The organism is Alteromonas sp. KUL17 (genome assembly GCF_006538305.1).
Classification (GTDB): Bacteria; Pseudomonadota; Gammaproteobacteria; order Enterobacterales; family Alteromonadaceae; genus Alteromonas; species Alteromonas macleodii.
In genome coordinates, this window is the sequence record NZ_BJKJ01000002.1 from 243403 (window position 1) to 256482 (window position 13080).

12 protein-coding genes are annotated in these 13080 nt (G+C 40.6%); 6 read left to right on the forward strand and 6 right to left on the reverse strand.

The features are described 5' to 3' along the window. Nucleotides 1-118 precede the first annotated feature (118 nt). The 5 genes from KUL49_RS02820 to KUL49_RS02840 all read left to right on the forward strand — a co-directional run bounded on the left by KUL49_RS02820 (nucleotide 119) and on the right by KUL49_RS02840 (nucleotide 5264). The gene (locus KUL49_RS02820; protein ID WP_373995650.1) at nucleotides 119-730 is read left to right on the forward strand and encodes a transglutaminase-like cysteine peptidase; all 612 of its coding nucleotides are present in this window, start codon (nucleotides 119-121) and stop codon (nucleotides 728-730) included. Further along, nucleotides 730-2667, forward strand: a complete 1938-nt coding sequence (locus KUL49_RS02825; RefSeq protein WP_131136247.1) for an EAL domain-containing protein — start codon at nucleotides 730-732, stop codon at nucleotides 2665-2667. The genes KUL49_RS02820 and KUL49_RS02825 overlap by 1 nt, the downstream gene beginning before the upstream one ends. A gap of 132 nt (nucleotides 2668-2799) precedes the next feature. Further along, nucleotides 2800-3369, forward strand: coding sequence for a hypothetical protein (locus tag KUL49_RS02830; RefSeq protein WP_131136248.1), 570 nt, complete (start codon nucleotides 2800-2802; stop codon nucleotides 3367-3369). 44 nt (nucleotides 3370-3413) lie between these two features. Beyond that, complete coding sequence (locus KUL49_RS02835; RefSeq protein ID WP_131136307.1) at nucleotides 3414-4820, forward strand: O-antigen ligase; 1407 nt, start codon at nucleotides 3414-3416, stop codon at nucleotides 4818-4820. A 33-nt stretch (nucleotides 4821-4853) separates the two neighbouring features. Then, the gene (locus KUL49_RS02840; RefSeq protein WP_131136249.1) at nucleotides 4854-5264 is read left to right on the forward strand and encodes a 3-phosphoshikimate 1-carboxyvinyltransferase; all 411 of its coding nucleotides are present in this window, start codon (nucleotides 4854-4856) and stop codon (nucleotides 5262-5264) included. Between the two features lie 11 nt (nucleotides 5265-5275). Here the strand turns inward: KUL49_RS02840 and KUL49_RS02845 are convergent, their stop codons facing one another. The 5 genes from KUL49_RS02845 to KUL49_RS02865 form a co-directional block, all read right to left on the reverse strand. Next, nucleotides 5276-6037, reverse strand: a complete 762-nt coding sequence (locus tag KUL49_RS02845) for a VpsP family polysaccharide biosynthesis protein (protein ID WP_131136250.1) — start codon at nucleotides 6035-6037, stop codon at nucleotides 5276-5278. Then, nucleotides 6027-6758, reverse strand: coding sequence for a tyrosine-protein phosphatase (locus KUL49_RS02850; RefSeq protein WP_131136251.1), 732 nt, complete (start codon nucleotides 6756-6758; stop codon nucleotides 6027-6029). Before KUL49_RS02850 ends, KUL49_RS02845 begins: the two co-directional genes overlap by 11 nt. Before the next feature lie 8 nt (nucleotides 6759-6766). Then, the gene (locus KUL49_RS02855) at nucleotides 6767-8959 is read right to left on the reverse strand and encodes a polysaccharide biosynthesis tyrosine autokinase (RefSeq protein ID WP_131136252.1); all 2193 of its coding nucleotides are present in this window, start codon (nucleotides 8957-8959) and stop codon (nucleotides 6767-6769) included. A 27-nt stretch (nucleotides 8960-8986) separates the two neighbouring features. Then, a complete protein-coding gene (locus KUL49_RS02860) occupies nucleotides 8987-9448 on the reverse strand; it encodes a polysaccharide biosynthesis/export family protein (protein WP_131136253.1) in 462 nt (153 codons plus the stop codon). 83 nt (nucleotides 9449-9531) lie between these two features. After that, nucleotides 9532-10737 (reverse strand): outer membrane beta-barrel protein, encoded by a 1206-nt coding sequence (locus tag KUL49_RS02865; protein WP_131136254.1) that lies wholly within the window; start codon nucleotides 10735-10737, stop codon nucleotides 9532-9534. A gap of 604 nt (nucleotides 10738-11341) precedes the next feature. Here KUL49_RS02865 and KUL49_RS02870 point away from each other — a divergent pair. Then, on the forward strand, nucleotides 11342-12796 hold the full coding sequence (locus KUL49_RS02870) for an undecaprenyl-phosphate glucose phosphotransferase (protein WP_131136255.1): 1455 nt from the start codon (nucleotides 11342-11344) through the stop codon (nucleotides 12794-12796). Here the strand turns inward: KUL49_RS02870 and KUL49_RS20750 are convergent. Continuing rightward, complete coding sequence (locus KUL49_RS20750) at nucleotides 12777-12923, reverse strand: hypothetical protein (RefSeq protein ID WP_165477870.1); 147 nt, start codon at nucleotides 12921-12923, stop codon at nucleotides 12777-12779. The two genes, KUL49_RS02870 and KUL49_RS20750, sit on opposite strands and share 20 nt — an antisense overlap. Nucleotides 12924-13080: the final 157 nt, after the last annotated feature.

The following is a 13080-nucleotide window of genomic DNA, read 5'->3' on the forward strand; positions in this document are numbered from 1 at the left end:
CACTTTTATTAAAGCAAGTTTTTATCAGATAAACGCGTTTTCTCGTATAAAAGGGCTACATGTATCCCTCGCGTTTGTATGCGCGCTATTTGCCTTATATTTTTTGCTTGCACCAGTATTGGTTGCACAACAAAGCACAGTATTCACTGAAGAAGTTTATTCAAGGATAAGCTCTGCTTACGGTCCTGAAGCTAGCGAAGACGTCGCTAAATGGCGACAACTTCTAACTGAGTTACAAAGCGAAGATCTAGACGAAAAGCTTTACGAAATAAACCGTTTTTTCAATCGTTTTGATTTTGTCGATGACCTTGTTCACTGGCAACAAAAAGATTATTGGGCAACGCCAATTGAATTTATTTCCACGGGTGCGGGCGATTGTGAAGATTACACTATAGCCAAATACTTCTCTTTAATTGAACTTGGCGTTCCTGAACAACAGTTGCGATTAATGTATGTAACCGCCTTAGAATTACGCCAACCCCACATGGTTTTGGCGTATTATGAAACCCCAACCTCTATTCCACTTGTTTTGGATAATATAAATAGGCGTATATTGCCCGCTAATAAAAGAAGAGATTTGTCACCCATTTATAGCTTTAACGGTAACGGCTTGTGGGCTGCAAAAGCTATGGGAACGGGCCGTAAGCTGAGGGGAAGCGGCCCGATGAAGATGTGGGACGATATGGTAGAGCGGCTTGACCGCGTTATGTACGGAGATAAAGAAGAATAATGAGACTATCTACCCAACTAAGTACAAGCTTACTCGTTTTTTTGATAGTAGTTTTTGCTGGTTCTTTCATAATAAACGTTAAGTTAACCAGAGAATATGTAAACGAGCAGCTTGCCACCCACGCGCAAGATACCGCGACTTCGTTGGGGCTATCTATCACCCCATATTTAAGTGAAGACAACGGTATTGCGGTAGCCGAAACCATGGTAAACGCTATTTTCGATAGAGGGTTTTACCAATATATAACCATTACCGATATGGAAGGGAATTTACTGATTGAAAGGCGTAACCCTAACACTATTGATACGGTGCCAGACTGGTTTACTAATATTGTGGAAGTTACACCACCGGTAGAAAAAACCGAATTAAATAACGGTTGGACGATGGCGGGTGAGCTTGCGGTTCAAAGTCACCCAGGGCTTGCCAATGAAACTTTGTGGGAAAGCGTAAAGCAAAGTGCGTTTATGTTTTTTGCAGCCTTTGTTTTTGCCTATATTGCCCTTCTCTTTATCATCACTGCCATTACAAAACCGCTTCGTATTGTGGTAAATAAAATTGAAGATATACAAAACCAAAAGTTCTCTCACATTAACTACAAGCCTTTTACGAAAGAACTTTCCTTTATAACTCAGGCGGTAAACAGGCTTTCTTCGTCTGTTGAAGTAATGTTTAAAGAATTAACTCAAAAGGCCGAGCAGTTTAGAATTCAAGCTTTTGAAGACAGTCTTACCGGTGTGCAAAATAGAAACGCTTTCACCCGCCATATGAACGCGCTACTAAGTAAAACTGCCACCTCGGATGAAGGCTATGTAATTTTAGTACGTCTTGCACAACTAAACGCTATTAACATGACATTAGGCGCACAAGATGGCGATAAATATGTTACTGGTGTAGCTGACGAGCTTAAAAACTTCTCATCTAGCATTCAAGAAACATCTTTTTTGTTTAGGGTATCGGGCGCTGATTTTGTTTTGGTTACAGAGGCTATAACAAAGCAAGAATGTGAAGCGCACCTGCAGGTACTTAATACCACTTTGTCTCACTACAACCCGCTTAAAGATGGCAGTAAGGCAGTATGGATAGGTGCAGCGCAATTTAATGACCAGCAATCTTTTTCTGAAATTATGGAAAACGCTGATAGCGCGCTTATGGCCGCTACAAAGCAACCCAATGGCTGGCAATTTGCGTCTGAGCTTTCTCATATTCACAGCAATACGGCGTGGAAAGAGCGTTTAAACCAAATATTACGCCAGCAGTACGCCGATATACTAATTCAACCTGTAATGAACGTTGACAAAAACACGCCCGCTTATTTCGAGGCGTTTGCACGATTTAAAGATAAAGATACTGACAACCCGATACCAATGTCTCAATTAATTCCGGCGTCAGAGCGCTTGAACTTAATTCCTGAGGTAGATAAGTTGGTGGTAAGTTTAGTGCTTAATAAGCTAGCAAAAGACAAACGTAATGTTGCAATTAACATTGCGAACGCATCGCTAGCCAACGCTTCATTTAGACAGTGGTTATTAGGTGTACTGAACCAAAATGAAGCGCTGTGCACTTATTTGATCTTTGAATTAGAAGATTCTGCATTAATACACCATAAAAACGATGCGGTATCATTTTGCAAGTCGCTGGTTAATTTAGGCTGCAAGATTACCATTGAACATTTTGGAGACAATCTTGCATCATTAGTTGGGTTGAGGGCTATTCAGCCTCATTTTGTAAAAATTTCCGGCAAACTTACGAAAGATATTCACTCAGACAAAGACAGTCAGCTGTTTGTAAGTAGTTTATTGAGTATCGCTCGTGGGTTAAGTATTAACATCATTGCTGAACTTGTTGAGAATGAAGCGGAATGTGTCGCTTTGTCAAAGTTAGATGTTTCGTATCAACAAGGTTTTTATTTTGCGAAACCTTCGCTGTGGCAGTTTTGATACACGCGTAAAATGAGCATAAATGAATAGATGTACAACAAAAGCGAGATCTTGTACGTTCACTTGTTGTACAATATGGCCATATGGCGTTAGCAAGAAGCTAACCCGACGTCTTTAATCTAAGGATAAGTTATGCGTAGCAACGTTTTTTTATCTGTGCTTTTAAGCGCTTTAATCGCTTTTTCGACAGTTTCTTTTGCACAAGAAGGTAGTGTACCAGGCCTACAAGTTAGAAACCTTTTGATTACTGAAATTGAAGAAGGTGCCGCGGTTGAGCAAGCAGCAAGTGAAGTAAGCCAGACCGTGCTTGATGAAGCACTATTTTTTGATGTATCAGCTGTGGCCTATTTAGGCGAAAATCAGAATGCTTTCGAATCATTAGTGGGCCTTTTGAATGATAACGCCACCGGCTTTGAACTTGCTATAGCAGGTTTTACAGCACTGCCAGAACAAGCTTCGCAGGTTGTTACTATTGCTATTTTGATGTTTCCAGAAGATGCTAATGAGGTTTATAACATTGCCCTTCAGATGCAGGTTATCAGCGAAGAAGACGCGCTATTAGCGGTTATCAATGCGGGTGTAGACCCTAGCACTTTAACTGCCACTGCTGCAGGTGCGGCTGGAAATACGTTTTCTCCGCTAGGTGTAGGTACAGGTGCTGCTGGCGCTGGCGGCGGCGATACTACTATTTCAGCGAACTAAAGCACATTACATTTAAATTTTGCGCTAGTACGTTGTAAGTGCCTATTTTTAATACCCAGAAAACCGAAAAGTTTCTTTTCGGTTTTCTTTTGTTTACCTTGTTCTGGCTGCCTTTATCACTAGGTGCCAATCGCCCGTGGGCATGGGCACTAATGCAAATGTCGGTTTTCCTTCATGGCGGCATTTTATTACTTACTCACAAATCTTTACTTTCAAAGCTATACGAACAACACAAACTGCTGGTAATTGTTTGGTTAGTATTTTTAACCTGGCAGCTTATCAATATAGTTCCCCTGCCCTTTTCTTTGGTTGAAGCTCTGCGCCCCGAACGCGTTCATTTTCTACTTAATGAAAATGTCGAGGACATGGAGAGTATAAGTTCGCAATGGCTACCTCTTAGCTTCGATGTGGGCCAAAGCGACGTAATATTTTTTAAATCTCTCGCCTATTGTTTTTTATTTTTTATAACGCTGACGTTAGTTAATACAGGTAAGCGACTTAGATATATACTAATAGTGATAAGTGCTGCTGGCGTGTTTCAGGCTATATATGGCTCATTAGAAGTATTGTCTGGTCTGCAATATAGCTTGGTGTTTAAGTTACCTGTTTCGCATATCGCCACTGGAAGTTTTGTGTATAAGAACCACTACGCTAATTTTCTTTTGCTTTGTTTAAGTGCTGCCATTGGTTATATGATAGCTAGCTTGCGTGTCCGAAGTGGTTCTAGCCCTAGAGAGCGTTTACGTAGAATCGTGCGTTTTTGGCTAAGTAATAAAGTGCTGTTTCGTATTGGCATTATTATTATGGTTATTGCGTTAGTTATGTCTCGCTCTAGAATGGGTAATAGCGCCTTTTTCATAACTATGACTATTACCGCCACACTAGGCTTAATTTACTTTAAGCCGCGCCAAAAAAGCTATGTCGTGCTATTTATCAGTATGCTGATCATCGATATTCTTATTGTAAGTAGTTTATTTGGGCTTAAGCAGGTTCAGCAACGCATAGAGCAAACCAACTTAACCCAAGAAAGCCGCGATGAAGTTGTTACTGATGCCCTACCCCTTCTCTCTCAATATGGAGTTATAGGTACAGGTGGTGGCACCTTTTATACGGTATACCCTCAGGTTCAAAGTGAATCTATTCAGCACTTTTACGATCATGCTCACAACGAATACCTTCAGTTTGCTATTGAGTTTGGCATAGTAGGCGCAGCCGCTATAGCTTTGCTCGTTTTGCTGTGCGCTAAAAGCGCCTTAAGCGCAATGCGACACCGCAGACATCCACTGCCTAGGGGAACAGCCTTTGCCACTGTTATGGCGGTTATAGGGATGGCATTACACAGTACGGTAGACTTTCCTCTACAAGCGCCAGCAAATACCGCTATATTTAATATTCTGTTAGCGCTAGGTGCGTTAAGCCGCGATATACACATGGGAAAGCAAGATAAATAACCGACATTGGTTTTATAACACAAGGGGATTTGTGTGGTATTAAAGATAAAGCGACCGATAAAAGAAGAGCCTAACGTTCAACATATGCTGGAACGTATGCCTAAAAATGTTGCCGATTCGTTTACTGACGACCAATTGTTTCACTTGAACACAGCCCTAGCTGGTCGGCGATGGGGTAGCCACAAAATTGATGTAAGAGGCACTATAGGTTTACTACGAAGCCGATATTACTTCGTTTTATTGGCAGGCCGAGATAAGCGCGACCTATCGCGTACCGAGAGCCGCATAGGTAAGCTAGTGATGGCAGCGGTTATTGCTTTATTCTTATGCGTATCTTTAATGCTAGGCTTAGTGCTGCTGTATATTTTAAAGAGCTGGTTGGGTATAAACCTTTTTGAAGGGTTTTCGTTAGGCCTTTGGGATTGGTTAAAAGGGAATACTTAAAAGTTCAGATCCTAGTTTTGTGCACAGTTTAATAAGCCTGTACTTACAGCAAACGTAGATGGTCCAAGCCAACGGCACGCGGGTTCATTAAGATTATTTTCACCAATAAGCCTCAAAATTGATTTTCTACTCAATGGGTTCTTTATACCTAAGTCTAAGTGGTGTCTTAGTCGTTTCAAAATTTTAGCGTAATGCACTGACCTGTTAACATACATTGTGATACCGAATTCTGCTATAAACCTATGCACTATAGCGTCTTGTGGCCCAACACTAACCGCGGTATCTAAATATTGATAAAACTGACTATCTAGCTCGCCAAGCTTCCATTTTACAGATGCTAAGCCTATCCAGCCCCCACTCCAATTAGGCCTTAGTTTTAAGCTTTTTTTATAGCTTAGCATCGCTCTGTGCAGTTCATCAGGTTCTCTATTCGCTTTAGCTACAGTTTCTAAATCATTCTCTAAATTCGTACTGAAATGTAACCATTCGAAAAGCTGCCCTTGCAATTGATAATAAAGTGCATTGTTAGGTGCTTTATCAATCACTTCTCCCATCTTTGTAAGAGCTATTTCAACGTCTATTTTAGAAACTGAAGAAGGAGTACTACTCCAACTGTCCAAACTATTTTTAACGCCATAATAGGTATTGCTAACGAAAAACTGATTTGCACTTCCCAAAAAGCTAAATAAAGCTATGGAAGCAACTAGAAACGTAACCGCATGATGCCATTTAAGCTTTTCCTTCCAATGCGCGAACTTATTGTCAACTTGCATGCTTTCTCTCCAGTGCTATTATTACACTAGGAGTTTCTACAAAAGCTTTTTTTGCATACGTATAATCATAACTCGCGACTACTTCATAGGCAGCTTGCATATCATTGGGTCGTCTGACTAAATCGTGAGTGTCTGACGCTACTACATGAAATGCCCTTTCCTCTAATAACCTAAATGCAAACTCTTCTACTTTATCACCAAAGCGACCGACGAAAGCTCCCGCGGTTGCTTGAAACAAACACCCTTGCCTTTGTAGCCAATTAAATTTCTGATTTTCGGCAATTAATTCTCTATTACGTTCTGGGTGAGCAATCAGTGGTTGAATATTATTGCGCAATAGCCATTTTATAAGTACATCAAGACCTTGTGGAATATGGCTGTGTGGCATTTCAAGAAGGAGTACGTTTTTGCCGTCGTATTTACCTAGAAAAGGTAATTCACCATTTTTGTACCATATAGGTATAAGCTCGTTAACGCGAACTTCAGCTGCAAATGAAAGCGAAAGGGGAATTAACTCACGTTTAACGTGCTCTTTGAAAGAGTTGAAAGCGGCTTCTATTGAGCTTTGAGAATTATCAAAGTAGCCCCTATGTATGTGCGGGGTACATACCATATGGCTAATACCGCAGGTTACAGCCTGCTGAGCCATTTCAAGAGCAATGTCTAAAGTCCTGGCACCATCGTCGATGCCAGGAAGTATATGACTATGAAGATCTATCAATAATTTTCTTAGCTGCTTTTCTGACTGGTATATCCGTATTGGTCATAAAAGCCTGCGTACCTTTGTGCTACATCTGATTTGCGCAAGTTTACTTGATTCAGTACCACTCCATCAAGACGGTGGCCCACTTGCAGGAATCTAGATAAGCCATTATTGATTACCTTGTCACTTGTACTGTCAGCCCTAACAACGTAGATAACCGAGTCACAGGAGTTTGCTACGATCATAGAATCGCTCACTGCCTGCGTAGGTGCCGTATCTACAACCACATATTTATACTCAGACTTAAGCTTGGTAATAAGCTCTTCAAACCCTTTGTCTGCTAATAGCTCCTGCGGGTTTGAAGGTATAGTCCCAGCCGAGAGAATATCAATATTTGATTCTTCATCTCGAACCAAACACTCCTCAAAACTATGCGATTTCAATACTAGATTCGCTACACCAGGTTGATAGCTAGGAATATTAAATTGTTTACCTATACTCGGGCGACGTAAATCAGCATCAATTAAGATAGTCTTATCTAGCTGCCCCAAAGCAAAAGCTAAGTTAATAGATACTGTGGTCTTACCCTCTTTGGGAACACTTGACGTAACCAGAATTGCTTGGTTTTCTTTTTCAATGTTCAATAGAGAAAGGCTTGTTCGCAATGTTCTAACCGCTTCGGCAAATTGATGTTTTTTACCATCGAAAAACGTACGAATAGGTAAATCCGTCTTTTTCTTATGGGCAAGCCAAGGGATTAACCCAAGCATACGCTGCCCTATCTTCTTCTCTACATCGTCTACAGAGCGAATACCACTATTAAGCGTTTCCATAACAATGGCAAGCGCGATACCAAAACTTAAACTCAGCACAAAAGCAGCAGCAATAAATAGCTTTTTATTGGGTTTAGAAGGCGTATAGCTAGGTAGCGCAGTATCAAGTACGCGCGCATTGGCTGATTCTAAGCCACCAAGCTCATCAGTTTCTTTTAATCGAGTAAAAAATGAATCGTAAAGCTGCTGGTTAATATCTACTTCTCGCTCTAAAGCCTTACGTTTGTTATCCAGTTCGGCCAGTGACCTGAACGCTGCTTTAGACGTTTCGACTTCTCTTTGTAATTGAGCAACTTTTTGTTTCGATGATTCGTACTGGGTCGTGATACTGCTGATTAAATCTGTTATTTGGGTATTTAGCGTATCTCTAATTGCTGTCAATTCAGCATTGGCCGCAATCATTTTAGGATGCTTCGGGCCATAGACCTTACTTAGCTCACTTACTCTCGTCAGTGCTTTACCTTCGTCTCTTCTAACGTCCCTTACAGCAGGGTGATTCAAGACTTCAGGTATTCTGGCAACATCTTCAATCGCTTTACTATCTTTAATCTGGTTAAAAATAACACTGTTTAACTTAAGCTCTACTTCCGCTTCAGAAAGCTGGATATTGAGTCTTTCAAGTTCGTCGGACGCAAGCCCTACTACGCCATCGATATTAACAACTTGGTTAGTTTCATAGAACCTGACGAGATTGCGCTCTGCAACATCTAGCTTAGTTTTCAAACCGTCAATACTGTCAGTAAGAAATGATGTAGCCTTAGCTGTCATATCTAGCTTAGCTTGAAGGTAGTGTTCTATATAAACTTCGGCAATAGTGTTAGCAATAAGCGCAGATAAAGAAGGCTTTTCAGTAGTTACGGATATTCTTACTAACTGAGTACCTTTTAATAAAGACACGTCTGTAGCACTCATAAGTAGGTGAGTGGCTTTTCGCTTTAACTTAGCAACTTTTTGCTCTTCAGTTAGTTCCACTTTCTCTTTTTGAGGTAGAAATGGAAACATCTCGGCTAAGTCGGAAACGAAAGGTGTCTCATTTTCCTCGGGCATAAAATCAGCGTTGTCATACAGAGACAGACTTTCGACCGTTTTCTCAGCAATTTGACGCGACTTCAACACTTCAAACTGAGTTGCCATGTAGTCTTTGCTTTTAGTATCTATCCCATATACTTCTTCGATAGATACTACGTTGGCTTTTTCAGCTTCTATTAACAGGGTTGTAGAAGATGTATAAAGGGGCGTCATCTTCATAACTAGGATCGTGACTAATACTGTAAAAGCAATAGCCAACAGTAATATTCTTAAGCTGTACCGTTTAATAATCCCCAGATAGTGCCCTAAGTCAATGAGCTCGTTATTATCTGTATCTTCCGTAATTTTTACTGCCATTTAGTTAGCTCACAAAATAGTTATATTTTAAAAGAAGCGCTGGTTTACAGTTACGATATCACCTGGTTGGATCATATCTGTAACCGAGACACTAAATTCAAACTGTTGTCCATCGCTTTCGCGTACTATCGTTATTTTATCCCTATTAGCACGCTCTGTATAACCACCTGCCAGTGCAGCAGCTTTATTAACAGATAGGCCGGGCTGGTATGGATACCCGCCGGGGCGCTTTACTTCACCATCTATAAAGAATGGGCGATACTCAACTATTGAAACGGAAACGGATGGGTTTACTAAATAATCTCCTAAGAGGCCTTCGTAAATTAAGCTCTCCACTTCCGCAGCGGTCATACCTACAAGCTTTAATTCTCCAAGAAATGGGTAATTTATAGTGCCGACATCGGGCAAGCGAATTTCCATTGAAAGGTCATCCTGACCAAAAACGCTAATGTTTATTCGGTCGCCAGAACCAAGCTGGTATTGGCTCATGCTTAAATTCCCTTCTTGAGCCCAAGCAAAAACACTCCAAAATATGGCTAGAGTAAGGAAAGATATTTTTTTTATATTGCTTATCACAATGTAACCTCAGCTGACACACCGACCACACTTTGGTCGAAATTGATTGCTTCTCTATTACTGTCTCTGTCTTCAATTCTGTAAAACAGTGAAAAGCTTAACCACCTTCTAGCTTCATAATTCAAAGACGCCGCGTAAATAGACAATTTGTCATCTCGATTGGTAAAGTCTTCATCATCAACAATATATTCATTGTTTTCTCTTGCGTACCGCAAGCTACTACTTAAGCGTTCAAGCCATTGGTGTGTCCAAGATAATCTGTAGTTTCTACCGCGGATTAAACTACCCTCACCATTCGTTTCATTAGTATCTGCGGAGGTAGAGAAGTTTACGGTTGAGTATGTGAGTGGCTGCCATTCAATACCTACTTCCCAGTCAGTTCCATAAAAATTATCCCGGTTGCTTGCTGCAAATTCTTTTTCTTTATATCCAATTTTTGCATAGCCAGAAGTTGCAGCTGTGTTCTCCCACGCAATACCAACTAAAAGACGGTTCTCGTTACTTTCTAATGAGTTCTCAAGCAAATTATTGTCATAGCGTATAAATGAACGTGTGAAATCAAAAACTAGTTCGGTTGAAGGAGCAATCTGATAATTGAATTCTGCCCCAACTCTATTCGTTGCTCTGTCTCTAATGAGGTACGCAAATTCACCGCGATCGTAATCGAGAGTCGTTCTATCAGCCTTTACTACAACTTCACCGACAGAAGTCACGCTCCCATATATGTACTCAGCTCCATAGAACATACTTTTATAAGTATCAGGTGAAGTTAAGCCACTTCCCCCGCCTAATGAAAAGCCTGTACCTCGGTCCTCATGTCCATCTTCATACCGTAAAAGCGCGTTGATTGCGTGCCGACTGTTTAACTCGTAATCAGTTAATGCTTCGATGAAGTGATCCGTGTAGTCGTCAGCGCTACTTGAAAAGTAGGTACCGCGTTCTAATCGATAACCGAATTGTACAGGGTTTCCATCAACCTCTGTGGCAGCAATAATTTCAGGAGATAAAATTGAGCGCCAACTGTATATTTTCGCTTGCCCGTCGGCTGCACGAGCAACATTGTCTACGTAGCTCATAGAAGTGTTAAGAGAAGGTATAATGTCGAATCGTCCTGTTTCAATCCTTCCTTGCTCTTGAGCTGCTACACAACTGGCAACGCACATGGCCACCCCAGATAGCAATAGCTTATTCTGATTTTTCATTTCCTTTCCCTACTCTCATTTTGCTAGTCAAAATAGCTGAAATTGACTTAGATGTTTCTAAATATCGTTATAAGGGTCGGCAAGGACCTCGCAAAATACATCGTGAACGCAAGCGTACGGCCAAGAAAACCTTCTGAACTTTAAAAGGTATGCATATACGATATAAGAGATTAATTAAGCTTCAATACAGCAGAAGCTAAATTCATGCCATAAAGAACGAATACTTTAACAACAAATTATTTCAACTTTATTGACTCAAAGTTGAGTTTCAAGGTTGCGTTTTCCAGTACTCGATAGTTGCCACAATGATACCAATATTAAAAAAACCATAAAGCTTATTTTGTAATAAAATTACAATGGGGATACAATATCATTAGTATATTACGATTTGAGGGACGGAAGTCACATGCGGAGGGTATAGCCTCAAATCAGAAGCCAAGCGTTTTTTAAACCATACTTTTTCCTTTATGGGCACATTCTTTGCTTAAATTACTTTGCTAGGTGTTAATTTGCAACTTTTTAGATTCCGCCAGAAGTGCTTTTTTTTGGAGTTATAGCCAGTGAACCTAGTATCTTTCATCATATCGATTTAGAGACTCTTCCAATGGACAATCAAGTAGAATCTAATAAAGCTTTAAAGTCACACCCTGTTGATTCTAGCGCCAGTGACGGCCTTGTGGTACGAAATAAGAGCGGATTTTCAACGATTTATCGATTAATTGATTTGTCGTTGGTTACGCTACTATATTATTCTTGTGCTGCCTATTTTGAGTCTACTATAGACCCAACTAGCTTAATTCTCTTATTCGTAAACGTTATCTGTTTTCAAATATCCGCTGAAGGTGTTGAACTTTATCGTTCTTGGCGCGGTCATCGCACACCTGAAATGCTAAGAGCTGCTGCGATAACGTGGGCTCTGAGTATTCTAGGCACATTAACGATAGGGTACTTTTTTGTTCAGAATATTAATACCCCTCCTTTCATAGTCTTGGCATGGTTTGCGACATCGTTTGTAGGCCTGATTGCTTGGCGGTTCGTAATGCGTAAATTTCTATTCCATATAAGAAAAAGTGGGATGAACTCTAGGCGCTCGATTGTTATTGGTGCAACGCACCTTGGTGCAAATGTCGCTCTTCAGATACAGCAGAACGAACACCTTGGTATCCGCTTCAACGGTTTGTTCGATGATAGAGACGCGAGTCGTCTTCCTCACGAAATGCAAAATTCTGTATTGGGAAACATTGAACAGGCCATAGAAATGGCTAAACGAAATGAAGTTGATTATATATACATTGCACTGCCGATGAGCGCAGAGAATAGAATTCGCTCAATTTTAGAGCAATGCAGTGACACCACAGCAAACGTTTATGTCGTGCCAAACTTCTTCATGTATAACCTGTTGAATGCTCGTTGGCAAACTGTTGGCAACGTACAAGCACTCAGTGTTTACGATACGCCATTTCAAGGGGCCAATGATATATTAAAACGTTTTGAAGATATTGTTTTAAGCTTGTTGATATTGATGATGATATCTATGCCAATGCTTTGTATTGCAGCAGCAGTAAAGCTTACTTCAAAAGGACCCGTAATTTTCAAACAAAAGCGTTACGGATTAGATGGTAAACAAATTACGGTTTACAAATTCCGATCTATGACTACGCAAGATAATGGTGCAGTTGTAAAACAAGCTACTAAAAACGACGCGCGTTTAACAAAAATTGGTGGTTTCTTAAGAAGAACCTCTTTAGACGAACTTCCACAATTTATAAATGTTCTACAAGGCCGTATGTCTATCGTCGGACCACGCCCCCATGCAGTTGCCCACAATGAACAATATCGCAAGATAATCACAGGTTACATGTTACGCCACAAGGTTAAACCTGGCATTACGGGTTGGGCCCAAGTTAATGGTTTACGTGGCGAAACTGAAACAGTTAACAAGATGGTTCAGCGTGTAGAATACGACCTAGATTACATTCATAGGTGGTCAGTGTGGTTTGATATCAAAATTGTGTTTATGACTGTATTCAATGGCTTTATTAATAAGAACGCCTATTGATAACGTAAACTAACATTTCCCAAAAGCGGCTGTCTGCCGCTTTTTTTATGCCCGTAACTAACACTACACCGTCAAACCACTTAATTGCGGTTTGCAGCAGCGCCAGTGTCACTATCGATGACGACATACAGCTAGTTACCGGCCTGTCTTTAATGCAATTGAAACCACAGTAACTGTTTTTCCACCCGAGATAAGAAAACCTCTAAATGAGCCTGGAGGGCGTTGCTGTTTAGAAAAAGGCGCTATCGCTTAAATTAATCGTTAACTTATCCGTATCGGTCGTT